The following is a 24362-nucleotide window of genomic DNA, read 5'->3' on the forward strand; positions in this document are numbered from 1 at the left end:
CGCATCAGGTGGGCGGTCAGGACGTACAGTCCCAGCGCCGGGACTATGGCCACCGGCAGCACCAGGTACCAGCGGCGCTCGCCGAGAATCACCAGCAGTGCCCCGATCAGCAGCGGTGCGATCCACGTAAGCGGGAAGCGGTCGACGAGGAAGATAAAGACCAGCACGTAGAGGAACGGCCACAGCATGTGCCAGAGATGACCGACATCCGGCATGACGATGAAGGGGGCGCTGCGGCGCAGGAGTGCGACGGCGCTGATCAGTGCGAGGGTGATGGAACAGCCGAGGATCAGCCAGGCACCGAGGCTGGCGAGTAGCTGCGGGGGCAGGCCAAATGCCGCGCCGCTGCCGCCGTAGGTCGGTATGAGCCAGGCCAGCAGCACCACCGCGAGGAGGGCAGTCCCGAGTCCTGACCAGAAATTCGTGCGTATCATGATGTTGCCTTCGGTCGTTGTTTTTGAGGTTGCCGATGGTGAATCGTGCGCGAGCCCGCAGGGGTTCGTGACATGATTGAAACAACTATCGAAGGCGTTGGGACTGGGCGCTCCGTTGCACTCCTGTGCACTATCCGCCAAAGTGAGCGCATCAGACTGCACCACCTATCTGGGCACCGGAGGCCGGTCAAGTGAATGACGATTTCGTTGCCAATCTACGCCTGCTGTGCAGCTACTACCCTTCCATCGCCGAGGTGTGCCGGAGGCTCGAGATCAATCGCGCCCAGTTCAACCGCTACCTCAGGGGACGTTACCGCCCCCGGCATGCCGCCATGCAGCGCCTTTGCGCCTTCTTCGGGGTGGAAGAACACGAGCTCTACTTGCCCCACGACGACTTCTGCACCCTGGTGCAGGCGGGGCGGCTGCCCTCGGCGTCGAGCTCGGTGGCGGGAGGAGGCTGGCCGGATGACCTGCTGTATCGCGGCCGGGAGGGCATGGCGCGCTACCTGGGGCGCTACTTCGAGTACTACCACTCGATGTCACGCCCCGGGTACCTGATCCGCACCTTGGTGTGTCTGGAGGAGAGAGAGCGGGGCATCGTCTACCAGCGCACCGAGCGCATGCAGACGCCAGGCAATCCCCGGCCTTGCCACAACCGCTACCAGGGCGTGGCTGTCAGACTGGCCGACCGCATTTTCCTGGTGGATCATGAGACGCTCAACGGCCACGAGCTTACCCAGACCATCCTCTTTCCCAGCTTTCAAAGCCAGGTAACCCGACTCACGGGGCTCAAGCTCGGCGTGGCAGACAACAGCGAGCGCATGCCCTGCTGCGTACGCGTGCTCTACGAACGATTCGACGAGCAGGTCGGCCTGCGCGAGGCCCTGTCGCAGTGTGGCCTGCTCTCCCTCGATGACCCCTCCCTGGATGCCGAGCTGCTGGCCGCGGTGCACAACGACGTGGCGCCGGGGGAGCAGCACTTCCGGGCACGCCACTGAGCGTATGCCGGCAAGGGGGCTGCTAGAGCGGAGGTATCGACGCCTGCCCACCCGTCAATAGCCGGTCATCTCCAGGTAGCCCTCGCCGAGGCGTTCGCCGCTGTCGCGGTCGACGGCCACGACCTCGCCCTCCCAGTAGGCGAAGGCGGTGTCCATCCAGCGCTGGGGGTGGCGTGCCGCGACCTCGAGCTCAAGCCCCTGCGTGGGCAGCGCGAGATGCCAACGGGTCGGCACCTCGCGCCCGGCTACGCTGCTGGTCTGCTGCGGTATCAGCGCCAGGTCGTCGCCGCTGAGCGGGGTCAGGCCGCCGTCCGGGGTGATCCAGCTGCCCGACAGATAGTCGCCGCCATCGCGCCCGCCGCCGCGCAGGCGAAAGGCCATCAGCCGGTGGCCGTCGTCGAGGTGCAGCGAGAACCAGTCCCAGCCCTGCTGGGTGGGGCCGAGCAGCTGGCTGCTCCATTCGCGGTCGAGCCAACCGCGACCTGAGACGCGTTGCGTCTCGCCGTCGAGCTCGACCTCGCCCTCGACGCGCCAGAACGGCTGGCTGTAATAGTAGGAGCCCTGGCCGTCGGCAGATTTCTGGCTGAAGCCCGCCTCGCCGTGCAGCACCAATGGCCCCTCGGCGGTCAGCGTCAGGCGGTAGCCGAACGGTTGGCCAGCGTCCTCGCCGCTGGCGCTGACCTCGAGTTGCTCGAAGGTATCTCCCGCCGGGTCGACCACCCGGCTGCTCAGCCGCCAGTCGTCGAGCCAGGCGGCGAACGGCTCGGCCACGGCACCGGCCTGGGCACGCCGCGCTTCGGCATCGGGTAGCGTGAGGCCACGCGCGAAGCGCTCCTCGACCAGATGCCGCTCGCCCCACGAAAGGGCGGCATGCGCCATCCACAGCTGGCGGCTGTGCCAGGGCCGCGGCGATTCGGCCGCGGGCGACGACGGCGGCGCCAGCGCCTGGCGGAACAGCGTCCACTGAATGCCCAGCGGCTCGCCCTGCTCATCCTCCAGGTTGGCGGTCAGGTACCACCACTCGATGCGGTAGTCGGGGTGGGGGCCGTGGTCGTCGGGAAATCGCAGCGCCTGGCCCGGGCCGGCCTGGGCATAGCCCTCGGCCTCGGCGCCCAGGCCGGCGAAGCCCTGTGGCGACTCGACGGTGGGCATCGGGCGCAGTAGCAGCAGGGCCAGAAACGCGGCAGCGGCGAGCAGCAGGCGGCGAGTCATGAGGCAGAAAACTCCATCAGCAGCTCACGGGGGCGGCTGCGCCACAGCCGCCACAGCGGGATCAGGGCGGCCAGCCAGGCCACCGCCAGCGCCAGGCCCAGGGCCAGCAATAGCTGGCTGGGGAAGACATGCAGCGGCAGCCGCCAGCCGAAGGCGGCGACGTTGATGACCGCCACCAGCCCCCAGGTCAGGGCGATACCCAGCGGGATCGCCAGCAGCGCGGTGGTCAGCGCCGCGAGATTCAGCTGGACCAGCGACACCCCGGCCAGCCGCCCGCGTGTGACCCCCAGCGCCCACAGCGGCGCCAGTTGGGCGCGCCGTTCGCCGCCCTGGGCCAGCAGGCTGGTGAACAGCGCCAGCCCCGCCACGCCCAGGGTCAGCACGGTGAGCGCCCGGGTAATGGCGAAGGTGCGCTCGAAGATCGCCTGGGCCTGCTGCTTTACGGCCTGCTGGTCGATCAGGCTGGCGCCGGCCAGGTCGATGGCGCGGTCGAGGGCCTGGCCGAGGGCCGCGACATCGCTGCCCTCGGCCAGCACGATGCCCAGGCTCCCCGGCGGCGCGGCGAAGCGCTCGGCGAGTGCCGTGGTGGTCAGCGTCACCTCGCCGCGGGGGTTGCCGTAGTCGGGGTAGACGGCGGCAATCGTGGTCTCGAGCGGTCCCTCGGCGCTGCTCAGGGTGAGGCGATCGCCGGGCCCCAGGCCGGTGGCGATGGCCAGCTGTTCATTGATCAGCGCAGCCCCCTCGGTGAAGGCCTGCCAGGCCTCGGACACGCCCTGCTCGGTGTGCAGTAGCGGCCATTCGCGGGTGAGCTGCGGCGCCGGGGTGATGCCGTAGATGCCTACCGGCTCGGCATCGACGCCAGCGGCGCGCAGGGTGGCATCGGCACGCCGGGTCGGCAGCAGCGCAACGACCTCGTCGCGGGCCTCGAGCCAGGCCACGCTGGCGTCGAACTGCTCGGCGGGCGGGCGCACATAGGCCTCGGCGACCAGCCGCTGGTCGAGCCAGTCGAGGAAGGTGAGGCGAAAGCCGCCGACCATGCTGCCGACACCGAGGTTGGTGGCCAGCGCCAGCAGCAGTGCCATCATCGCCAGCTGCAGGCGCGGCAGCTGCAGCTGCAGGTCGGCCATCGCCCACTGCGCCAGCGGGCGCTGACGCAGCCCCCGCACCGCCAAGCCGAGCAGCAGCCCCAGCAGCGGCGGCAGCCACAGGGTAGCCGCCAGCAGGCCGATGGCGACCAGTGCGAATCCGGCCAGCAGCCGCTCGCCGGGGGGCTGGCCGCTTAGCCACAGCCACACTCCCAGGGCCAGCAGCCATAGCACCGCGCCGAGCAGCGCCATAAGCGCCAGCTGTCGCTGCAGCCCGCCGCGCCAGCGCTGGCGCTGGGCAAGTCCCAGTACGTCGAGGCGCGCCGCCCGCCACAGGGTGGTGGCACCGGCGCTAAACAGGCCGCCAAGGGTGATCGCGATGCCGCCCAGCCAGTAGTGCCAGGGTAGCGCCAGCTCGCCACCCACCTGTTCGCCGTAGAGCGTGGCCAGGCTGGCCGCCACGTCCGGCAGCAGCTGGCCAGCCAGCCATACCCCGCTAAGGATGCCCAGCAGCGTACCAACGACCCCCAGCATCAGCAGCTCGGCGGCGAGCAGGCCGACCAAGGTGGTAGCCGGCACGCCCAGGGCGCGCAGCGTGCGCAGCATGCCCAGGCGCTGCTCCAGGGTCAGGCTGAGGGCGGCATGCACGATGAACAGCCCCACCACCAGCGCCAGCAGGCCCAGGGCGGTGAGATTGAGGTGGAAGCTGTCGCTGAGCTGGCCGGGGTCGGCGAGCAGCTCGGCGCGCAGTCGCACCAGCGCTGCGGGCAGCTCGGCGGGGTCGCCGGGGGCGATCAGCAGGCGGCTGATGGCGTCATCAGGCATGCCCAGCAGCGCGCCGGCCACGCCGATATCAGTGACCAGCGTGCCAGGGGGGACGCTGGGGTCGAGGGCCAGCGGTGGCAGCGGCTGGCGGTCGCGGTCGAGCAGACGCTCGCCGTGCCGGGCGGCGTCGAGGGCGGCCAGGGTGTCGGCGGCCAGTCGGATTCGCCAGGGTGGCTGCAGGAAGTCGCCGAGGGCGTCAGGTCCGCCGCTGGCCTGGATGCCGCTGGCGGCGGGCAGCGTCAGCGGCTCGATGCCGAGCAGCGTGACCCGCTCATCGCCGGCCAGGACCAGCTCGCCCTCGATCAGCGGCGACACCGCAACGCCGGCCCGGCGCAGCGCCAGGTAGGTGTCGAGGGCTACAGGTTCGCCGTCGCGGCGCTCGATACGGTCGAGCCCGGCGTCGAACAGCGCCGCGCTGCGGTCGTAGCTGTCGCGGGCCGAGGCGTTGATCGCCTGCACGCCGCTCCACAGCGCGCTGGCCACCCACAGGCCGAGCAGCAGCATCACCAGCTGCCCGGGATGACGCCGATAGTGCGAGAGCAGGGTGGCAGCCACTGCGGCGATCATGGCGCGGCGCTCGTGGCGCCCTGCAGGCGGCCGTGGGCAAGGGTCAGGCAGCGGTTCAGCGGTGCCGCCACCCGCGGGCTGTGGGTCACCATCAGCAGCGCGCAGCCGCTGTCGTGGACCAGCTCGAGCAGCAGCGCCAGCACCTCGTCGGCGGTGGACTCATCGAGGTTGCCGGTGGGTTCGTCGGCGAGCAGCAGGGCCGGGCGCACCGCCATGGCGCGGCCGATGGCCAGGCGCTGCTGCTGGCCGCCGGAGAGCTGCTCGGGGTAGCGCCGCGCCATGCTGGCAAGCCCCAGTCGCGCCAGCAGGGTGTCGCACCAGGTGCGGTCGTGGCGGCCGGCGAGGCGTGTCTGCAGGGTCAGGTTGTCGGCCACGCTGAGGCTCGGCACCAGGTGGAACTGCTGGAACACCAGCCCCAGCCGCGCCCGGCGCAGCGCCGCGCGCTGGCCCTCATTCATGTCGGCCAGTGGCCGGCCGTCGACGTGGATGCTGCCGGCATCGGGCAGGTCGAGGCCGGCGGCCAGGTGCAGCAGGGTCGACTTGCCGCTGCCCGACTCGCCCATCAGCGCCAGGCTCTCGCCGGCGCCGAGTGAAAGGTCCACGCCGTCGAGGACCCCGATTGGGCCCTGGGGCGTGGCGTAGGACTTGCTGACCTGGCGCAGCTCGAGCATAGGGGGCTCACCTGGGGGACGCGCCATGAGTGTTGCACAAAAAAGGCGCCACCCGAAGGTAGCGCCCAAGCCAGCTTGCGTTAGCTATCAGTGGCTATGGCCATGATCATCGTGGTCGTGGTCGTGGTCGTGGTCGTGGTCGTGGTCGTGGTCGTGGTCGTGGTCGTGGTCGTGGTCGTGGTCATGGTCGTGCCCATGATCGTCGTGCCCGTGGTCATGTCCGTCATGATCCGGGTCGGCCAGCGCCTCGTGCAGGGTCATGGCGTTGTGGCGCATCATGCCCAGGTAGGTGCTGGCTTCGCCTTCAGAGGCCAGGGCATCGGCGTAAAGGGTGCCGGCGATCTCCAGACCGGCCTCTTCGGCGAGCTGGTTGATGATCGCTGGGCTGGTCATGTTCTCGTGGAACAGCGCCTGGACGTTCTGCTCGCGGATCACGTCGATCAGCTCGGCCATGTTGGCGGCGCTGGGCTCGGCCTCGGTGGAGAGCCCCACCGGCGACAGGAAGCGCAGGCCGTAGGCGTTCGAGAAGTAGCCGAAGGAGTCGTGGCCGGTGATGATGGTGCTGGAGGGCGGGATCTCGGTGAGCAGCTCGCGGATCTCGGCGTCGGTGGCGTCGATCTCGTTGATGTAGCGCTCGGCGTTGTCGCGGTAGTTCTGCTCGTTGTCCGGGTCGGCGTCGATCAGGCCATCGCGGATATTGAGCACATAGGTCTGGGCCAGCGCCAGGTCCTGCCAGGCGTGGGGATCGTATTCGCCATGGTCGTGATCGTCATGGCCATGGCCATGATCGTCGTGACCGTGATCATGGTCGTCATGGCCGTGATCATGGTCGTCGTGGCCGTGGTCGTCATGCCCGTGGTCGTCATGCCCGTGGCCGTCATGCCCGTGATCGTCATGACCATGGTCGTCGTGACCATGGTCGTCGTGGCCATGGGCATGCCCGTGGTCGTGGCCGTGGTAGGGGATGCGTTCGATGCCGTCGGTGGCGGTGACCAGCGGGCCGCTGTAGTCGCTGGAGTCGATCAGGCGCTCCATCCAGCCCTCGAACTGCAGGCCGTTGAACACCACCAGGTCGGCTTCGGCGATGGCGCGCGCCTCGGTGGGGCTGGGCGAGAACACATGCGCGTCACTGTCGGCGCCGACCAGCGAGGTGACATTGACGTGGTCGCCACCCACGTTGTGAACCATGTCGGCCAGGATGCTGAAGCTGGCTACCACCTCGATGCGCTCGTCGGCCTGCAGCGGAGACAGGGCGACCAGGCCGGCGCTGCCGAGCAGCAGGCTAAGGGCGAAGGGTTTGGTTCTCATGGCGTACCTCGTGGCGTTGCGTTTTGGAAAATGCGCTATCCGGCCTCGCTGGCCTCCAGCGGCGTGGCGCGGCGTCGCAGCTTGGCCATCAGACTGTGATGGCGGCCGAACAGCGCCGACGCGATATAGCCGATGCCGGCGAGCATGATGATGCTCGGCCCGGACGGCATCGACAGGTGATACGACAGCAGCAGCCCGCCGGTGCTGGCGAGCATTGCCCATACCACGGCGATGGCTATCAACCCCTCGAGGCGCTTGCTCCAGAAGCGCGCCGCGGTGGCCGGCAGCATCATCAGGCCCACGGCCATCAGCGTGCCGAGGGTCTGGAAGCCGGCGGTCAGGTTGAGCACCACCAGGGCCAGGAACAGGCCGTGGATCAAGCCGTTGCGGTTGCCCTGGCCACGCAGGAACAGCGGATCGAGGCACTCCACCACCATGGCGCGGAACATCCACGCCAGGCACACCACGATCAGGCTGCTGATGGCGGCGATCAGCACCAGGGCGCTGGAGTTGACCGCCAGGATCGAGCCGAACAGCACATGGGTCAGGTCGACGCTGCTGCCGCCCAGCGACACCAGCATCACCCCGGCGGCCAGCGAGATCAGGAAGAAACTGGCCATGGCGGCGTCCTCGCGCTGGCCGCTCATCTGCGACACGCTGCCGGCAAGCCCGGCCACCAACAGCCCGGAGAGAATCCCGCCTAGGCTCATCGCCGGCAGCGAGAAGCCGGCCAGCAGGAAGCCTAGCGCCACGCCGGGCAGGATGGCGTGGGCCATGGCGTCGCCGATCAGGCTCATGCCGCGCAGCACCAGGAACACGCCCAGCGGCGGCGCGGCCAGCGACAGGGCGATGCCGGCGACGAAGGCGCGGCGCATGAAGCCGTAGTCGAAGGGGGCGATGAACCACTCATGCAGAAGCGCGATCATGGCGTCAGCCCCGGCAGGTCGAGGGGCAAGATCGGCGCGTGGTGATGGCGCTGGGTACCGCCGTGGTGGCGCTCGAGGATCGTCTCCGGGGTGCTCCAGCGGGCATGGCCGCCGGCCAGGGCCAGCACGCAGTCGGCCAGCCGCGAGAGCTGCTCGAGGTCGTGCAGCACTACGATGATGGTGGCGCCCTGGGCGGCCATGTCGCGCAGCACGTCCATCAATACCTCGACGGTGTCGAGATCGACGTTGGCGAACGGCTCGTCGAGCAGCAGCAGCTCGGCCTCCTGCATCAGGGTGCGGCCGAGCAGCGCGCGCTGGCGCTGGCCGCCGGACAGTTCGCCCAGTGGGCGGTGGGCGAGCTGTGAGATGCCCAGGCGCGCCATCACCTTGCGGGCCTGGCGGTAGTGCGGGCCGCAGTAGCCCTTGAGTGCGCCGTGGCTGGGCCAGGTGCCGGTCATGATCAACTCTTCCACGCTCATCGGGAAGGTCAGGTCGAGCGCCAGCTGCTGGGGCAGCCAGGCGCGGCGCTCCTTGGGCACGTCGCATTCGACGCGACCCTTGATTGGCGCAAGCTCGCCCATGATCGCCTGGATCAGGGTGCTCTTGCCGGCGCCATTGGCGCCGATCAGCGCGGTGATGGCGCCGTCCTCGAAACTGCCGCTGACGTGCTCGAGCACGGTACGGCCGCCCTGGGCGAGCTGCAGGTCGTTGAGGCGCAGGCGCGACATCAGGACCACCAACCCACGGCCCAGGAGACCGCCAGCCATAGCCCCGCCAGCGGCACCGCGACCAGCAGCAGGCGCCGGCCGGCGGCCAGCGACATCAATGAAAAGTGGCACGGCCCCTCGGGCCGATGGTGGTGACGGTGTGCCATGGAGCATCCCTCGTGAATGACAAGAAGGTTATAACATAACAAGTTAATTGAAAAGCCACGCCGCGCTCGGCATGAAAAATGGCCGCCTATGATAGCGGCCATGGGGTGGTGCTCCAACCGTCAGTAGCGGATCGCCACGCCCAGCTGTTCGGGGCTGGCCAGCAGCGCGTATTCATAGTCGAAGCGCAGCTCGCCGAGTGAGGCCTGGGCGGGCTGGAAGCGGTTGAGGGCGCGGCCGGCCTGGCGCGGCTGGGTCTGCAGCTGCAGCTCGCTGATCAGCATGCCGGTGGCGAAGTTGATCGCCCCGTCGCGGCCGCGGCCGTCGCCGACGCCGATCAGCAGCCCCGAGGCGGTATTCACCGCCAGCGAGCCCAGGCGCGCCTCGAGGGAGCGGCGCTGGCGCTCGTCGGCGGCGGTCTCACGGATCAGCGCCCGGGCGCGGTCGAGGTCGTCGCCCTGATCGAGGGCGCGGAAGTCGCGGTGGGCCACCGGGTGGGGCTGGCGGTCGAGGAACATGCCGCCCAGCGCCAGCGCCGACTTGACCACCCCGACCCGGGCATCGTAGCGGTCGTCGCGGTCGCTCGCCTCGCTGGCCTGGTAGGCGTTGAGCGCCAGGCTGGCGCCGTAGATGCCGGTCCAGCTTGCCTGCCACAGGTTGGCGTGGCGCTCGCCGCGGGCCAGAGCGTCGGCATAGCCCTGCCACTCCTGCGTCGAGGATTGGCCCAGAGCGGTGGCGGGCAGGCTCAGCAGCAGCACGAGGCTGGCGATCAGCACGGTGGAGTGGCGCATGGTGGGGCTCCGATTGGCGTGGGTCGTGCTTACTATAGCCTCATTGGCGGGGTCACAGGCCCATCGCCTGGCGCATCATCAGGCGCTTGGCCAGCGGCAGGCGCTGGGTGACGGCGAGCCCCAGGCTGCCCAGCCGGCGCAGCGGTGGGGCGCCGGTGAACACTCGGTGCAGCAGCTCGGTGGCGGCAATCATCGCCAGCGTCTGCGGGCGCCGCTGGCGGGCATAGGCGTCGAGCAGCGGTGCGCTGCCCAGGTCCTGGCCGCGGCGATGCGCGGCGACCAGCCGCTCGCTGAGGGCGATCACATCCTGCAGGCCGAGATTCAGGCCCTGGCCCGCCAGCGGGCTGATCACATGGGCGGCATCGCCGATCAATACGCAGCGCGCGTCGCTATAGCGCCGCGCGTGCTGGCGGCGGATGGGAAAACTGGCGCGGCCCAGCACCGCCTCGACGCCGCCCAGGCGCGCCGGGAAGTCGCGCTCCAGGGTCTGGCGCAGGGCCTCGGGGTCGAGTTGCTCGAGGGCTGTGATGGTATCCGGCTTGCCGTACCACACCAGCGAGGCGTGGGCGCCGGGCAGCGGCAGCATCGCCTGGGGACCCTCGGGTGTGAAGCACTGCCAGCTGACGTCCTGCTGGGGCAGCCGGGTGGCGACGTTGATCACCAGGGCGCGCTGGTCGTAGTCGCCGCTCTCGACCGTAATGCCGGACAGCTCGCGCAGCGCCGAGCGTGCGCCGTCGGCGCCGACCACCAGCGAGCCGCTCAGCCGGGTGCCGTCATCGAGCTCCAGCTCCACCTGGTTGGCCGCCTGGCGCAGGACCATCGGCCGCACCCCGCAGTAGCAGGTGACCGTCGGCAGCTCGTCCAGGCGCGCCCACAGCGCGGCGCGGATCCAGCGGTTCTCGACGAAGCTGCCGAAGGCGTCGTGGCCGAGGCTGGTGGCATCGAAGCGGGCCTCGCCGCGGCCCTGCTGGCTCCAGCCATGGATGCGCCGAAACGGGCAGCGGCGGTCCTGGGGGATTCTCTCCCAGGCGCCGACCTCGGCCAGCAGCCGTTCAGCGGCCAGATTGAGCGACGACACCCGCAGATCGAAGCCGTCGTCCTGTGGTAGCGTGGGGGCCGCGCCGCTCTCGATGAGAGCCACGCCAAGGCCCGCCTGGCCCAGCGAGGCGGCCAGCGCAGCACCCACCATGCCACCGCCAACGATGATCACCTGTGCGGAATTCGCCATGCGTGTCCTTTATGTCATCAAACTGTCATCTATGCTCGTTAGGGTGCGCGCTGACATCAAAGCGTCATTAAACCGTCATACCACCCGCGGACCCACACGGTAGCTACTCACTTATGACGAATCGCACCACACCGCCCTCCGACTCGCGTGCCTTCGAGCGTCAAGCGCGCCGTGAAACGCCGGCCTGGATGCGTGGCCTCTACGCCGGACTGTGCCTCTACCTGTTCCTGGCCGCCCTCAACGTGCTGGGCTCGGGCCTCGGCACCTTCGGCGGCGAGAGCGACTTCCTGAGCCGCGCCTTCGCCTACGGCGAGAACCCCTTCATCGCCCTGCTGGCCGGCGTGCTGGTCACCATGGTCGTGCAGAGTTCGTCGTTCACCTCGGCGCTGATCGTGACCCTGGTGGCCAGCGGCGAAATGACGCTTGGCACCGCGGTGTTCGCGATCATGGGTGCCAATATCGGCACCGCGGTCACCGGGGTCATCGTGGCCCTGGCCAACATGCGCATCAAGCGCAATTTCCGGCGCTCGTTCACTGCGGCGCTGATGCACGACTTCTTCAACATCCTCACCGTGGCGGTGGTGTTCCCCATCGAGTGGCTCAGCGGCATGTTCCACGAGGCCGGCCGCGGGGTGTTCACGCGCCTGGCCGGCTGGCTCGCCGAGCTGATCGGCCTCGAGGAGGTAGCGCGGCCCAACAGCCCGATCAAGGTGATCACCGCGCCGGTGGTCGACGCCTTCAACGCCATCGGCGGCTTTTTGCTGCCGACCTCGCCGGCTCAGGGCCTGCTGGTGGCCGGCTTCGGCATGCTGCTGATGTTTGCCGCGCTGATCTTCATGGTCCAGAACCTGCGCGGCGCGCTGCTGCGCCACATGGACGGCCTATTCCGCACCTACTTCTTCCGCACCGACCTGCGCGCCTACGGCGTGGGCGTGGTCTCCACCGTGCTGGTGCAGTCGAGCACCATTACCAGCAGCCTGATGGTGCCGCTGGCCGGGGCCGGGGTGGTGCGCATGCGCCGGGTGCTGCCGTTCATGATGGGCGCCAACCTCGGCACCACCGTGACCAGCGTGCTGGCCGCCACCGCCAATCCTATCGCAGCGGCGATGACCGTGGCCTTGTTCCACGTCATCTTCAACCTCACCGGCACCGCGATCTGGTGGCCGCTGCGGGTGATCCCGCTGCGCGTGGCCAACTGGTACGGCAAGCTGGCGGCCAAGCAGACCCGCTACGCCTTCCTATTCCTGATCGGCGTGTTCTTTGTCGTGCCGCTGGTCGGCATTGCCGCCACCGAACTGTTCATGAGCCTGCGCTGAGCGCGGCCCACCGGGAGACCGTCACATGTTTCGACAGCTCTATACCGCCCTGACCTCGGAGAACACCCTCGACCAGGCCTTCGAGGACCTCACCAGCATGCTCGAGCACGGTGAGTGGATGTTCGCCCGCGCCAACGACGTGCTCTATAGCACCGTGCCCGCCGACGAGGTGCGCCAGCCGCTCTACGATCGCGACCAGGCGATCAACGAGCTGGAGCGCTCGATTCGCCGCAAGGTGCTGCGCCACCTCACCGTCAATCCTGGCCACGACGTAGCCATCTGCCTGGCATTGATGAGCGTGGCCAAGGATGCCGAGCGTATCGGCGACTACTGCAAGAACGTCTTCGAGGTGGGCAGCTTCTATAGTGAGGGCTTTCATGTGCCGCGCTACCAGGGGCCGCTGGACGGCATGGCCGAGCAGATGGGCCGCATGTTCGGCATGATGGTCAGCGCCACCCGCGACTCCGACGAGGCCAAGGCGCGCCAGGTGCTCTCCATGGCCCGCGGCATTCGCGCCCAGGGCGACCACCTGATCGAGGAGCTGTTCAAGGACGACCAGCAGGTCGCCTTCCACGAGGCGGTGGCCTACTCGCTCCTGGCGCGCCACTACAAGCGCGTGGCCTCGCACCTGGCCAATATCGCCACCGCGGTGGTCGGCCAGCTCGAGGACCTCGACTTCTACCACGACGAGGGCGACGAGGCGGAGTGACGCCCCGCCCGACACGCGAGCGCCGCCCCTGGAGGCGTCGCTTTGCATCGTGAGTAAGCGTTCGCTTACTCGGCCAGCGCGTTGAGCCGGTCGGGGAAGTCGGTGAAGATGCCGTCGACGCCCCAGTCGAGCAGCATCTGCATGTCGTCCTGCTCGTTGATGGTGTAGACATGCACCAGCAGGTCGTTGGCCTGGGCCTGCTCGACGAAGGCCGCATCGATCACCTGCAGCTCGTCTTCATAGGTCAGGTTGGTACCGATGCCGACGGCGTAGTCGCGGATCGCCGCGAAGTCGGCATCCTCGATCTCGCTCGGTCCCGGCGTCACCCCGGTCCACTCCACCAGGCGCTCCTCGCCGTCCTCTTCCGGGTAGTACCACACCAGCTGAATCAGCGGCACGTCGTCATTCAGCGCCTGTACCTCGAGCAGGCTTGGCTGGCTGAACGACTGGATCACCGCCGCGCCGGCCTCGATCAGGCCGTGGGCCTCCAGCTCCTCGACCAGCGCCTCCTCGATACCCGGATAGAGCTCCGGCGACTTGGTCTCGAGGTAGTAGCGGGCGCTGGTGCCGAAGCGCTCGATGACCTCGCCCAGGGTCAGGATCTGCTCCCCGGCGAATGCGTCGTCGGCATACTCCGGGTAGGCCTCGTTGAACCAGCTACCGGCGTCCAGCGCCTTGAGCTCCTCCAGGGTGAAATCCTTGAGCTCACCCTCGCCGTCGGTGGCGCGGTCGAGGCTCTCGTCGTGGAAGGCCACCAGCTCGCCGTCGGCGGTCATCTGGATATCCAGCTCCAGGTAGTCCACTCCCATCTCATGGGCCAGCTCCAGCGCCGGCAGGGTCTGTTCCGGCGCGTGCCCGCTGGCACCGCGGTGGGCGATCACCTGAAAGTCTTGCAGATCCTCCAGCTGCTGCTGCAGGGCATCCGCCTGCACGGAAAGCGGCAGCAGCAAGGCACCACCCCCGAGCAGGGCGAAGGGCAGGCTTAGACGAGAGAAGCGGCTCTGGTTGGAACGCATAGCAAAACCTTTATTGAATGTTCAATCAATAACCGTACTGATGTGGGGGGAGTGATGCAAGGTGGGGACAGGATGAGCGGCCGCTGCGTCACATATGCGAATAACAGGAAAGTTGAATCTATAAGTGGCGAAGTTGGGTTAGGGGTGCTTAGCTACAATACATATAAAAAAAGCGCAGGGTTATATGTTTTACGCACACTCTCTTCCAGATGAGGGTAAATCTCGCTGGCAGACACTCGAGAACCACTTGAGCACTGTGGCGAAGCTTGCCGCGGAGCGCGCGGATCGCTTCGATGCAGGCCCATGGGGCGAGGCAGCGGGCCTACTCCACGATCTTGGTAAGTACACCGCACCCTTCCAGCGCCGCCTGGAAGGCTCTCCAGAGCGAGTCGATCACTCTACGGCTGGCGCCCATATCGCCATTGAGAAATACTCCCAGCTTGGCCACCTGCTCGCCTACTTAATTGCCGGCCACCATGCAGGGCTGGCCAATGGACGAGATATTGGTGAGCGCACGCCACTGCAGAACCGCCTGGAAGCTGACTTGCCCCCGCTCGATCCGGTATGGCAGCAAGAGATAATGCTTCCCCGGAATCTGTTGCCCCCGGCACACTTTCAGCGGCGCCTTGACAGGGCCTTCTTCCAATATGCCTTTTTGGCACGAATGCTATTTTCCTGCCTGGTCGATGCTGACTACGTCGATACCGAGTCCTTCTATGCAGTGCACGAAAAAGGCGTGCCCCACGCACGCGGTGGCGGGCCGCCGCTGGAGGTGTTGCGTGATGCCCTCGATAAGCGCTTGGCCACCTTTAAGGCAGACAGCGACGTCAATCGCCTGCGTGGTGAGATCCTCTCCCATGTTCGCGCTCAAGCCGAGCTGCCGCCTGGTAGGTTTTCACTGACAGTACCGACTGGTGGGGGCAAAACGCTGGCCTCACTGGCTTTCGCTCTCGATCATGCCATTGCTCACGGCATGGATCGGGTGATCTATGTGATTCCATTCACCAGTATCGTCGAGCAGAACGCTGCGGTGTTTCGCGATGCCCTGGGAGAGCATGGCGAGGCAGCGGTACTGGAGCACCATAGTGCTTTTGACACTGGCAGTCAGCGTGATCATCACACCATCGATAAGCTGCGGCGTGACAGCGAGAACTGGGATGCGCGAATCATCGTCACCACGGCAGTGCAGTTCTTCGAAAGCCTGTTCGCCGCCAAGACCTCGCGCTGCCGCAAGTTGCACAACATCGCAAGCAGCGTGGTGATTCTCGACGAGGCGCAAACCATGCCCTTGCCGTTGCTGCGGCCCAGCGTGGCGGCACTGGACGAACTGGCGCTGAACTATCGTACCAGTGTCGTGCTGTGCACCGCGACCCAGCCGGCGCTGGCCGAAACCGACGATCCCGATCGCAGCTTCGACGGTGGCTTGCGTAACCTCAGGGAACTTGCGCCGGAACCCGAGCAACTCTACCGCCAGTTGGAACGCGTCAGCGTGCGTCATATCGGTACGCTGGGAGATGGGGAGCTGCGCGACAAGCTGCTAGCGACCGAGCAGGTGCTGTGCATCGTCAACAATCGCCGTCATGCCCGGGCACTGTTCGAATCGATAGCAGATCAGCCTGGTGCCTATCACCTCACCACCTCGATGTGCGCCGTACATCGTCGTCAAGTACTGGCCGAGATACGCCAAGTCCTCGAAGATGGCCAGACGTGTCGGGTAATTTCGACATCCCTAATAGAGGCTGGCGTCGATGTCGACTTCCCGCGAGTATTGCGAGCCGAGGCGGGACTGGACTCAATCGCACAGGCGGCTGGACGTTGCAATCGTGAGGGGCGGCGCAAGGCGTCGGATAGCGAGGTCGCGATCTTCGCCACGGCCAATGACGATTGGGCACCTCCACCTGAGCTCAAGCAGTTCGCCCAAGTTACCACCGAGGTTATCAGGCAGAACGAAGACGACCCACTGTCGTTGGCGGCGATAGAGGCCTACTTCCGGTTGTTGTACTGGCAGCAGGGACCAAAGCAACTGGACCGGCATGACTTGCTGAGCCTGGTGGAGAGGGGCCGTCTTGATGGCATTCCCTTCGAAACCCTTGAGCAGAAGTTTCGCATGATCGAGAACAACCAGCGCGCTGTGATCATTCCCTTCGACGACAAGGCCCGGGCCGCGCTGAGGGATCTGGCTTATGCCGACAAGGTAGCGGGCATCGCCCGCAAGCTGCAGCCTTATACGGTTCAGGTGCCGCAGCAGGGCTTCGCCGCGCTGGAGCGGGTCGGTGCCATCGTGGCTGTCGAGCCCGACAAATTCGGCGACCAATTCATGATGTTGGTTAACGAGGATCTTTATGACGAGTGGCTAGGGCTGAACTGGAGTGAGCCTACCTTCATAAAGGCTGAAAACTTGATTCTGTAAGTACATATGATAGGAAGTTGTAATTCGAAGGGCGGAGGGCTAATCTTGTAGGTAGCCACACTGAGCTGAGAGCAGGCCATGTCCCCCGAGCATCAGCAAGACCTAAGAGAGTTTACCCTGCTGTGTAGCGTTCGCAGAGGACGAGTCTTGCTGGCCATGGAATGGGGGGCAGCGGCTTTTAGGCTTGAAGCGCCCACTAGAAGGATTTGGCTATTGGTCTCCCTGGCAGCAGCGCTACCTATCTGGTTAGGCTGGTTTATGTGAGGGAGTGGATAGAAACCTATCAGTTGTACTTACTATTGTCGCCCCGACCTGTCGGGGCGCGGATCTCTACCAAAGGACGTAACGATGGCATATGGGGTTCGTCTGCATATCTGGGGGGAGCGGGCTTGCTTTACGCGGCCTGAGATGAAGGTCGAGCGAGTCTCCTACGATGTGATCACACCGTCTGCGGCACGAGGCATCTTGGAGGCAATACACTGGAAACCGGCAATTCGCTGGTGTGTGGATCGCATCCATGTTCTTAAACCGATTCGCTTCGAGTCGCTGCGACGAAACGAAGTGGCGGGAAAACTGCCCGCTACCACTGTCTCCAAGGCAATGAAGTCAGGGCGCGTCGACGATGTGGCCTACTATGTTGACCAGAACCGTCAGCAGCGCGCTGCTACGATCCTGCGTGATGTCGGCTATGTCATCGAGGCGCATTTCGAGTTCACCTCGCGTGCCGACGAGAGCGATACACCCGGCAAGCATTTGGATATCTTCAACCGCCGCGCCCGGCATGGGCAGTGCTTCCATATGCCGTGCCTGGGCACACGGGAGTTTCCCGCCAGCTTTGTCCTGATCGAAGCCGATGCTGCTATGCCAGCCATTGATGACCGCTTGAGCGGGGAGCGTGACCTTGGTTATATGCTGCACGATATCGACTTCGCCAACGGCAAGACGCCACGCTTCTTTCGCGCCCAAATGCAGGGTGGCGTGATCGAGGTACCACCTTTCGAGGAGGCGTTGGCATGATTCTTTCCGCCCTCAATGACTACTACCAGCGACTGGCGGATGAAGAGAAGGTGCCGCTGCCAGGCTTCAGCAGCGAGAAAGTCAGCTTCTGCCTAGTTTTTTCCCAGGAGGGAAAGCCGCTACAGGTTGTCGACCTGCGCGACACCACCGGCAAGAAACCACGGCCGAGCTCTTGCCAGGTGCCTGTGGACAAGCGGCGGACCTCGGGTATCCACGCCTATCCGCTGTGGGACAAGACCGCCTATGCCCTCGGTGTCTCTGCCGGTGAAGGAAAGCGCCTGACCGATGAGCATGCGGCGTTCAAGGCGCGTCAGTTCGCGCTGTTCGGTGAGAGCGATGATCCCGATCTGATGGCCTTTCTGAGACTGCTCGATCAGTGGAAGCCGGAGCAACTCTTCGAACTTCCTGGTTACAGCGAAGAGGTATTGGATACCAATGTCATATTCCGGCTCGATGGCCAGCGGCAGTATCTCCATGAGAACCGAGAAGCACGCCGGCTATGGGCTGCCGCGCTGGAAAGTGGCGCAGGGGAGTCGGGGCAGTGCCTGATCACCGGCGAGATCGCCCCGTTGGGCACCGACCACCCTGCAATTCGGGGCGTCAGGGATGCACAGTCGTCTGGTGCATCGCTCGTTTCATTCAATAGTGATGCCTATGAGTCTTACGGCTACAGCAAGAATCAAAACGCTTCGATCTCTAAGGCGGCCATCTTTGGCTATTCGACCGCGCTGAACCACTTGCTGCGAGGAGAGACCGAAAATCGTCAGCGACTCCAGATTGGCGACGCCACGGTGGTGTTCTGGGCCAAGGCCAGGGACACGGCACATGCCGAAGCAGCCGAGGGCTTCTTTGCAATGCTCAATGAGCCCCCTAGCGATGAGCAGGAGGCTGCTAAGTTAGGCACCCTGTTGAAGCAGATCACCGAGGGGCGCCCACTGGCGGAGCTTAATCCGATGTTGGAGCCAGATACCCAGTTTTTCGTTTTAGGGCTGGCGCCTAACGTGGCACGCCTGTCTGTGCGCTTCTGGCACGTCGATAGCCTGGAGCACCTGGCTCATCACTATGCCCAGCATTACTTCGATTTGCGGATTGAGCCTGTTCCTTGGAAGGGTGTCGCTCCTGCTATGTGGCGGCTGCTCTTCGCGACCGCTCCGAGCCGTGATGGTAAGGCTAAAGCTGAGGACGTTCCCCCGCAGCTTGCCGGGGAATTGACTCGCGCCATCCTGACCGGGAGTCGCTACCCGCACTCTTTGCTCACCAACGTCATCATGCGCATGCGTAACGATGGCGATATCAGTGGCATCCGTGTCGCTCTCTGCAAGGCTGTACTGGCGCGACAGGGACGTCTTTCAGCGGATTCGAACACAATCACTCAGGAGGTGCCCGTGAGTCTCGATCCTCATTCCACCCACCCCGGCTATTTGCTGGGCAGGCTATTCGCCGAGTTGGAAAGCGCTCAGCGCGGCGCGCTCGGTAACGAGGTGAATGCCACCATTCGTGATCGCTATTACGGCGCCGCTTCGGCAACGCCGGCCAGCGTCTTCCCCATGCTGTTGCGTAATGTGCAGCATCATTTGTCGAACATGCGCAAGAAGGACAAGGGAGGGCTGGCGCACAAGATCGAGGGTGAGATAGGCACCATCATCGACGGCTTGGGCGACAGGTTCCCCAAGAACTTGCCCATTGAAGAGCAGGGGCGCTTCGCAATTGGTTATTACCACCAGTCACAAGCCCGCTTTGCCAAGAAAGACAGCGCCGAAAAAAATGTAGAAGATGAGCAGGGAGAGTCAGAATGAGTGCTATCGCCAATCGTTACGAATTCGTGCTGCTGTTCGACGTCACCAACGGCAACCCCAATGGTGATCCGGATGCCGGCAATCTGCCAAGACTCGATCCGGAGACCAACCAGGGCCTAGTGACCGATGTCTGTCTCAAGCGCAAGATCCGTAACTACGTTGCCCTGGAGAAGGACGTTGACGCCGGCTATGCCATCTATATGCAAGAAAAGTCGGTGCTCAACAACCAGCACAAGAAGGCCTACGATGCGCTCGACATCAAGCCCGAGCCGAAGAAGTTGCCCAAGGAGGTGGAAAAGGCTCGTGCACTGACCGAGTGGATGTGTCGGAACTTCTTCGACGTACGCACCTTCGGTGCGGTGATGACCACCGAGGTCAACTCCGGCCAGGTGCGTGGTCCGGTACAGATGGCCTTTGCCAGCTCCATTGACCCGGTAGTGCCGTTGGAGGTTTCGATAACCCGCATGGCGGTCACCAATGAGCGCGATCTCGAGAAGGAGCGTACCATGGGCCGCAAGCACATTATTCCCTATGGCCTCTATCGCGCACATGGCTACATATCGGCCAAACTCGCCGAGCGTACTGGCTTCTCGGATGATGATCTCGAGCTATTATGGCGTGCGCTGATCAATATGTTCGAGCATGACCGATCCGCCGCCCGCGGCGAGATGTCGACACGCAAGCTGATCGTCTTCAAGCATGATCACCCGATGGGTAATGCCCCGGCACATGTTCTGTTTGATAGCGTGAAAGTTAAGCGTGTTGAAGGCGAGGAGGATACTCCGGCCCGCCACTACAGCGACTATTACGTCTCTGTCGAGGCAGAGGACTTACCGGCCGGTGTTAGCGTCGACGAGAAGTTGTAGGCGAATGGGATGGAGGATGACGTTCGCCTGATCCCGCTCTCGGCACTGCAGCACATGCTGTTTTGTCCTCGCCAGTGCGCGCTGATCCATCTCGAGCAGCAGTGGGCGGAAAACCGCTATACGGCAGAAGGGCGCATCCTCCATGAGCGTGCCGACCACCTGGGCCATGAACGTCGACGGGGCATCCACACCGCTATGGCACTTCCGCTGGCCAGTGAGACGCTTGGATTGACCGGGATTGCCGATGTTGTCGAGTTCGATGAGTCCCAGCAACCCGCAGTGGTCCGGCCTATCGAGTACAAGCGTGGTCGGCCCAAGGCCCATCGCGCCGATGAGGTGCAGTTGTGCGCTCAGGCTCTGTGTCTGGAAGAGATGCTGGGTGTCTTGATCGAGCAGGGCGCGCTCTACTATGGCAAGACGCGGCGGCGCAAGGCCGTCGCGTTCGACGACGAGCTGCGGGGACTGACCCTGCGAGTCGTCGCCGAGACGCGTGATCTCTTCGATAGCAACCATACACCATTCGCTACCTATGAGCCCAAGCGCTGCGACCACTGCTCGCTGATCGATGCCTGCCAACCGCAAGTAATGGGCAAGCAGCGCTCGGCAGGCCGCTGGCTGGCGCGTCAAATTCAATCTCTGGATGAGTGAATAGCATGCGCCGTCAGCTCAATACGCTCTACATCACCACCGAAGGAGCCTGGCTCAGAAAAGATGGGGCCAACGTGGTCATGAACGTCGAGGGTAAGGAGCGAGCACGACTGCCCATTCATATGCTCGAGTCGCTGGTGTGTTTCGGCAGGGTGCTGGTATCGCCGCCGCTGATGGGGTTCTGTGCTGAGCAGGGGGTTACCATCACTCACTTGTCGCCCAATGGTAAGTTCCTCGCACGTATTGAGGGGCCGGTATCCGGCAACGTGCTGTTGAGGCGCACCCAGTACCGCACCAGCGATGACGAAGTCGGGTGTGCTGCCATCGTCCGTGGCGTGTTGATCGGCAAGGTGCACAATCAACGAGCGGTAATCTCGAGGGGGCTACGTGACTATGGCAGCAAGCTGGCCCCGGCTGAGCGCGAAGGATTGGAAAGGGCGTGTACTCGCCTGAGCAGAATTGCACGCGACCTGCTGCGAGAACCTCTGACCAATGGATTGCGAGGCCTTGAAGGGGAGGCTGGGCAGGTCTATTTCAGCGTCTTCGATAGTCTTGTTCGTAATGACGGTGAAGCTTTCCGCTTCACCGGCCGCAACCGCCGCCCACCGCGTGATCGGATCAATGCTTTGCTTTCCTTTCTTTATACGCTACTGACCCACGACTGCCGTTCAGCGCTGGAAAGCGTTGGACTGGACCCTGCGGTAGGGTTCCTGCACCGCGACCGGCCCGGGCGGCCCAGCTTGGCACTCGACCTGGCTGAGGAGTTCAGGCCGCTGCTGGGGGACCGATTGGCGCTGTCTCTGGTCAATCGTCGCCAGCTTCGGGAAAAGGATTTCACGGTTGCTGAAAGTGGCGGCGTGGTGCTGACTGACGATGCGCGCAAGACGGTGCTGACTGCCTATCAGGAGCGGAAGCGTGAAGAACTCAACCATGCCTTTATTGGCGAGAAGGCGCCAATAGGCATGCTGCCGATTCTGCAGGCGCAATTGCTGGCGCGCTATCTGCGTGGCGATCTGGATGCCTATCCACCCTTCCTGTGGAAGTGATCTGATAAGGAGAGTGCAGCGATGATGGTTCTGGTCAGCTACGATGTCAGCACTTCTTCCGATGGCGGCGAGGGGAGACTGCGTCGTGTTGCCAAGGCTTGCCGTGATGTTGGGCAACGAGTGCAATTCTCAGTATTCGAGATCGAGGTTGATCCCGATCAATGGGTGCGCCTGCGACAGCGGTTGATCGACCTGATCGACGATGAAGTCGACAGCCTGCGCTTCTATTTCCTGGGCAGGAACTGGAAGAACCGAATCGAGCATATCGGCGCCAAGCCTGCCTTGGATATGAACGGTCCGCTAGTTTTCTGATTTCCCTAGTCTTGCGAACCCATAATGTCCGGCACTTTACCGGTGGGTTCGCAGCTCTTTAATAATATGATTTTGAAAGATTTTTAGATTTATTAGCCGGCTGATGGGTGCTTCTCCTGCGTTACTTTGGCAGTTTCGCAAGATGCTGCCCATTTTGATCGGTATTTCAATGCGTTATAAAGGAGCAGTCGCGTCCCGCACGGGGCGCGCGGATAGAAACCAGACGCTCCAGGCTGGTGAGTCAGACGGGTCATGTCGCGTCCCGCACGGGGCGCGCGGATAGAAACTGGCCGCCTGCCATACATTGTACCATACACGCGTCGCGTCCCGCACGGGGCGCGCGGATAGAAACACTGAACCCGGGGCTGGCGGCGTCACTCGGTGACGTCGCGTCCCGCACGGGGCGCGCGGATAGAAACCTGCCATTGCGCCTTGAGGCGGGCGAGGGAGGTGGCGTCGCGTCCCGCACGGGGCGCGCGGATAGAAACGTTGGCTGCCTTGTATAAGTGTCGCAGTCTGGCGAGTCGCGTCCCGCACGGGGCGCGCGGATAGAAACACCAACGAGGACGACGAAAGCCCGTTCGGCTACAGTCGCGTCCCGCACGGGGCGCGCGGATAGAAACGAGGCCTGGCACGCCTAAGCGTGTCGGGTCGCAGCGTCGCGTCCCGCACGGGGCGCGCGGATAGAAACACAGGCGTATATGCTGGTAGCGCACCACTCATTCCGAGTCGCGTCCCGCACGGGGCGCGCGGATAGAAACGAGGCCTGGCACGCCTAAGCGTGTCGGGTCGCAGGTCGCGTCCCGCACGGGGCGCGCGGATAGAAACTGGGCACGCACCGGCATGTGCCGCCGCTGGGCGCGTCGCGTCCCGCACGGGGCGCGCGGATAGAAACGGTGTCGGCGAGGCCGAGCTCAACCAGGCGCTTGGTCGCGTCCCGCACGGGGCGCGCGGATAGAAACAGTTGGGACGGCCCGCCGGTGGCCTACGATAACGGTCGCGTCCCGCACGGGGCGCGCGGATAGAAACAATGCACACCAGTACGACACCGACGCGTTTGAAGATGTCGCGTCCCGCACGGGGCGCGCGGATAGAAACTCCGCGCAGCAGGCGGGCGATGCGCAGCGCTTCCTGGTCGCGTCCCGCACGGGGCGCGCGGATAGAAACGGGAGCGATCAGCCCGTCCTTGCTTTGCGCCTGAGTCGCGTCCCGCACGGGGCGCGCGGATAGAAACCATCACGCTTGATCAGATACCCCGCAGGGGCCTGTCGCGTCCCGCACGGGGCGCGCGGATAGAAACACGCCAACGCTAGCCCGATGATCAGCCAGCTGAGGTCGCGTCCCGCACGGGGCGCGCGGATAGAAACACTGGGCGGGACATGGCGGCGATCACGGACATGGGTCGCGTCCCGCACGGGGCGCGCGGATAGAAACGGCTTTGGCCTCGCCGGCCAGGAGTACGTCGACGCGTCGCGTCCCGCACGGGGCGCGCGGATAGAAACATCGAGCAGGCCAAGTGGGTGGAAGCTGGGACCGGCGGTCGCGTCCCGCACGGGGCGCGCGGATAGAAACTGTTTGCTGCCGATCAGCAGCCCCTTGTCGTCGAGCACGTCGCGTCCCGCACGGGGCGCGCGGATAGAAACGCGGCCGGACAGGCTGGCGAGCGCTTGACCACCACGTCGCGTCCCGCACGGGGCGCGCGGATAGAAACCCTGAATGTGTCATAAATTGCGCGATTTTGACTCGTCGCGTCCCGCACGGGGCGCGCGGATAGAAACCTCTTGCATCTGCTCATACTCGCGGATAAGGGCGGTCGCGTCCCGCACGGGGCGCGCGGATAGAAACAACGACGCAGGCCGGCCAATTGGCGTGCGCATCACGTCGCGTCCCGCACGGGGCGCGCGGATAGAAACAGTCAGAAGTGTCACAAAACCACACCTAACCCCTTGTCGCGTCCCGCACGGGGCGCGCGGATAGAAACCTCATGAAAACCGAAAACTTCTCCGCAAAGCAGATGTCGCGTCCCGCACGGGGCGCGCGGATAGAAACCATACAACATGGCGCCGGTGACGCCTGTGATGCGGTCGCGTCCCGCACGGGGCGCGCGGATAGAAACGCTGTCTGGGGCCGCACCGAGTGTGGACAAGGCCTGTCGCGTCCCGCACGGGGCGCGCGGATAGAAACTTTCTCGGCCTCATGCTGCCGGGCTAGCGCTCGGGTCGCGTCCCGCACGGGGCGCGCGGATAGAAACGTTGGCTGCCTTGTATAAGTGTCGCAGTCTGGCGAGTCGCGTCCCGCACGGGGCGCGC

21 protein-coding genes and 1 CRISPR repeat array are annotated in these 24362 nt (G+C 65.0%); of the genes, 10 read left to right on the plus strand and 11 right to left on the minus strand.

Annotated features, from left to right (window positions below; genetic code table 11):
* On the minus strand, positions 1 to 434 hold a 434-nt coding region (locus QC821_RS20785), incomplete at its 3' end, for a hypothetical protein (protein ID WP_309725290.1).
* A gap of 191 nt (positions 435 to 625) precedes the next feature.
* On the opposite strand from QC821_RS20785, the gene QC821_RS20790 reads away from it, so the two are divergent.
* On the plus strand, positions 626 to 1432 hold the full coding sequence (locus QC821_RS20790) for a helix-turn-helix domain-containing protein (RefSeq protein WP_309725292.1): 807 nt from the start codon (positions 626 to 628) through the stop codon (positions 1430 to 1432).
* Between the two features lie 54 nt (positions 1433 to 1486).
* Here the strand turns inward: QC821_RS20790 and QC821_RS20795 are convergent, their stop codons facing one another.
* The 9 genes from QC821_RS20795 to QC821_RS20835 form a co-directional block, all read right to left on the minus strand.
* Complete coding sequence (locus QC821_RS20795) at positions 1487 to 2644, minus strand: lipocalin-like domain-containing protein (protein WP_309725293.1); 1158 nt, start codon at positions 2642 to 2644, stop codon at positions 1487 to 1489.
* Positions 2641 to 5121, minus strand: coding sequence for an ABC transporter permease (locus QC821_RS20800; protein ID WP_309725295.1), 2481 nt, complete (start codon positions 5119 to 5121; stop codon positions 2641 to 2643). Before QC821_RS20800 ends, QC821_RS20795 begins: the two co-directional genes overlap by 4 nt.
* Complete coding sequence (locus tag QC821_RS20805) at positions 5118 to 5792, minus strand: ABC transporter ATP-binding protein (protein ID WP_309725297.1); 675 nt, start codon at positions 5790 to 5792, stop codon at positions 5118 to 5120. The genes QC821_RS20800 and QC821_RS20805 overlap by 4 nt, the downstream gene beginning before the upstream one ends.
* A gap of 87 nt (positions 5793 to 5879) precedes the next feature.
* Positions 5880 to 7100 carry a metal ABC transporter solute-binding protein, Zn/Mn family gene (locus QC821_RS20810; RefSeq protein WP_309725299.1) on the minus strand — a complete coding sequence of 407 codons (1221 nt, stop codon included), beginning with the start codon at positions 7098 to 7100 and terminating at the stop codon, positions 5880 to 5882.
* Between the two features lie 35 nt (positions 7101 to 7135).
* A complete protein-coding gene (locus QC821_RS20815) occupies positions 7136 to 8026 on the minus strand; it encodes a metal ABC transporter permease (protein ID WP_309725302.1) in 891 nt (296 codons plus the stop codon).
* Positions 8023 to 8754, minus strand: coding sequence for a metal ABC transporter ATP-binding protein (locus QC821_RS20820; protein WP_309725303.1), 732 nt, complete (start codon positions 8752 to 8754; stop codon positions 8023 to 8025). The genes QC821_RS20815 and QC821_RS20820 overlap by 4 nt, the downstream gene beginning before the upstream one ends.
* The gene (locus QC821_RS20825) at positions 8754 to 8900 is read right to left on the minus strand and encodes a hypothetical protein (protein ID WP_309725305.1); all 147 of its coding nucleotides are present in this window, start codon (positions 8898 to 8900) and stop codon (positions 8754 to 8756) included. Before QC821_RS20825 ends, QC821_RS20820 begins: the two co-directional genes overlap by 1 nt.
* Positions 8901 to 9020: 120 nt before the next feature.
* The gene (locus QC821_RS20830; protein WP_309725307.1) at positions 9021 to 9689 is read right to left on the minus strand and encodes a hypothetical protein; all 669 of its coding nucleotides are present in this window, start codon (positions 9687 to 9689) and stop codon (positions 9021 to 9023) included.
* A 52-nt stretch (positions 9690 to 9741) separates the two neighbouring features.
* Positions 9742 to 10917 carry a UbiH/UbiF/VisC/COQ6 family ubiquinone biosynthesis hydroxylase gene (locus QC821_RS20835; RefSeq protein WP_309725308.1) on the minus strand — a complete coding sequence of 392 codons (1176 nt, stop codon included), beginning with the start codon at positions 10915 to 10917 and terminating at the stop codon, positions 9742 to 9744.
* Between the two features lie 113 nt (positions 10918 to 11030).
* On the opposite strand from QC821_RS20835, the gene QC821_RS20840 reads away from it, so the two are divergent.
* Together QC821_RS20840 and QC821_RS20845 are read left to right on the plus strand one after the other, a co-directional pair.
* Positions 11031 to 12233, plus strand: coding sequence for a Na/Pi cotransporter family protein (locus QC821_RS20840; protein WP_309725310.1), 1203 nt, complete (start codon positions 11031 to 11033; stop codon positions 12231 to 12233).
* A gap of 25 nt (positions 12234 to 12258) precedes the next feature.
* Positions 12259 to 12942, plus strand: a complete 684-nt coding sequence (locus QC821_RS20845; RefSeq protein WP_309725312.1) for a phosphate signaling complex PhoU family protein — start codon at positions 12259 to 12261, stop codon at positions 12940 to 12942.
* A gap of 65 nt (positions 12943 to 13007) precedes the next feature.
* Here QC821_RS20845 and QC821_RS20850 read toward each other — a convergent pair whose 3' ends face one another.
* Positions 13008 to 13958, minus strand: coding sequence for a glycerophosphodiester phosphodiesterase (locus tag QC821_RS20850; RefSeq protein ID WP_309725314.1), 951 nt, complete (start codon positions 13956 to 13958; stop codon positions 13008 to 13010).
* A gap of 247 nt (positions 13959 to 14205) precedes the next feature.
* Here QC821_RS20850 and QC821_RS20855 point away from each other — a divergent pair, with 247 nt between their 5' ends.
* From QC821_RS20855 to cas2, 7 genes are all read left to right on the plus strand, one after another.
* Positions 14206 to 16368, plus strand: coding sequence for a CRISPR-associated endonuclease Cas3'' (locus tag QC821_RS20855; protein WP_309725315.1), 2163 nt, complete (start codon positions 14206 to 14208; stop codon positions 16366 to 16368).
* A 348-nt stretch (positions 16369 to 16716) separates the two neighbouring features.
* Entirely contained in the window at positions 16717 to 17385 is a 669-nt protein-coding gene (gene cas5c / locus QC821_RS20860) for a type I-C CRISPR-associated protein Cas5c (RefSeq protein WP_309725317.1), read from the plus strand.
* On the plus strand, positions 17382 to 19181 hold the full coding sequence (gene cas8c / locus QC821_RS20865; protein WP_309725319.1) for a type I-C CRISPR-associated protein Cas8c/Csd1: 1800 nt from the start codon (positions 17382 to 17384) through the stop codon (positions 19179 to 19181). Before cas5c ends, cas8c begins: the two co-directional genes overlap by 4 nt.
* Positions 19178 to 20047 (plus strand): type I-C CRISPR-associated protein Cas7/Csd2, encoded by an 870-nt coding sequence (gene cas7c / locus QC821_RS20870; protein WP_309725320.1) that lies wholly within the window; start codon positions 19178 to 19180, stop codon positions 20045 to 20047. The genes cas8c and cas7c overlap by 4 nt, the downstream gene beginning before the upstream one ends.
* A gap of 9 nt (positions 20048 to 20056) precedes the next feature.
* Complete coding sequence (gene cas4, locus QC821_RS20875; protein WP_309725321.1) at positions 20057 to 20695, plus strand: CRISPR-associated protein Cas4; 639 nt, start codon at positions 20057 to 20059, stop codon at positions 20693 to 20695.
* Positions 20696 to 20700: 5 nt separating this feature from the next.
* On the plus strand, positions 20701 to 21741 hold the full coding sequence (gene cas1c, locus QC821_RS20880; protein WP_309725323.1) for a type I-C CRISPR-associated endonuclease Cas1c: 1041 nt from the start codon (positions 20701 to 20703) through the stop codon (positions 21739 to 21741).
* Positions 21742 to 21762: 21 nt separating this feature from the next.
* Complete coding sequence (gene cas2, locus QC821_RS20885; RefSeq protein ID WP_095620334.1) at positions 21763 to 22053, plus strand: CRISPR-associated endonuclease Cas2; 291 nt, start codon at positions 21763 to 21765, stop codon at positions 22051 to 22053.
* A gap of 187 nt (positions 22054 to 22240) precedes the next feature.
* Positions 22241 to 24304: a CRISPR direct-repeat array (repeat unit 33 nt; unit sequence GTCGCGTCCCGCACGGGGCGCGCGGATAGAAAC).
* Positions 24305 to 24362: the final 58 nt, after the last annotated feature.

Source organism: Franzmannia qiaohouensis (assembly GCF_031451695.1).
GTDB lineage: Bacteria > Pseudomonadota > Gammaproteobacteria > Pseudomonadales > Halomonadaceae > Franzmannia > Franzmannia qiaohouensis.

Coding starts and splice junctions, on each gene's coding strand:
- QC821_RS20830 (WP_309725307.1), bottom strand. CDS start 9,689: ATGCGCCACTCCACCGTGCTGATCGCCAGCCTCGTGCTGCTGCTGAGC.
- QC821_RS20850 (WP_309725314.1), bottom strand. CDS start 13,958: ATGCGTTCCAACCAGAGCCGCTTCTCTCGTCTAAGCCTGCCCTTCGCC.
- cas2 (WP_095620334.1), top strand. CDS start 21,763: ATGATGGTTCTGGTCAGCTACGATGTCAGCACTTCTTCCGATGGCGGC.
- QC821_RS20805 (WP_309725297.1), bottom strand. CDS start 5,792: ATGCTCGAGCTGCGCCAGGTCAGCAAGTCCTACGCCACGCCCCAGGGC.
- cas4 (WP_309725321.1), top strand. CDS start 20,057: ATGGAGGATGACGTTCGCCTGATCCCGCTCTCGGCACTGCAGCACATG.
- QC821_RS20825 (WP_309725305.1), bottom strand. CDS start 8,900: ATGGCACACCGTCACCACCATCGGCCCGAGGGGCCGTGCCACTTTTCA.
- cas7c (WP_309725320.1), top strand. CDS start 19,178: ATGAGTGCTATCGCCAATCGTTACGAATTCGTGCTGCTGTTCGACGTC.
- QC821_RS20820 (WP_309725303.1), bottom strand. CDS start 8,754: ATGTCGCGCCTGCGCCTCAACGACCTGCAGCTCGCCCAGGGCGGCCGT.
- cas1c (WP_309725323.1), top strand. CDS start 20,701: ATGCGCCGTCAGCTCAATACGCTCTACATCACCACCGAAGGAGCCTGG.
- QC821_RS20800 (WP_309725295.1), bottom strand. CDS start 5,121: ATGATCGCCGCAGTGGCTGCCACCCTGCTCTCGCACTATCGGCGTCAT.
- QC821_RS20815 (WP_309725302.1), bottom strand. CDS start 8,026: ATGATCGCGCTTCTGCATGAGTGGTTCATCGCCCCCTTCGACTACGGC.
- QC821_RS20810 (WP_309725299.1), bottom strand. CDS start 7,100: ATGAGAACCAAACCCTTCGCCCTTAGCCTGCTGCTCGGCAGCGCCGGC.
- QC821_RS20840 (WP_309725310.1), top strand. CDS start 11,031: ATGACGAATCGCACCACACCGCCCTCCGACTCGCGTGCCTTCGAGCGT.
- cas8c (WP_309725319.1), top strand. CDS start 17,382: ATGATTCTTTCCGCCCTCAATGACTACTACCAGCGACTGGCGGATGAA.
- QC821_RS20795 (WP_309725293.1), bottom strand. CDS start 2,644: ATGACTCGCCGCCTGCTGCTCGCCGCTGCCGCGTTTCTGGCCCTGCTG.
- QC821_RS20835 (WP_309725308.1), bottom strand. CDS start 10,917: ATGGCGAATTCCGCACAGGTGATCATCGTTGGCGGTGGCATGGTGGGT.
- cas5c (WP_309725317.1), top strand. CDS start 16,717: ATGGCATATGGGGTTCGTCTGCATATCTGGGGGGAGCGGGCTTGCTTT.
- QC821_RS20845 (WP_309725312.1), top strand. CDS start 12,259: ATGTTTCGACAGCTCTATACCGCCCTGACCTCGGAGAACACCCTCGAC.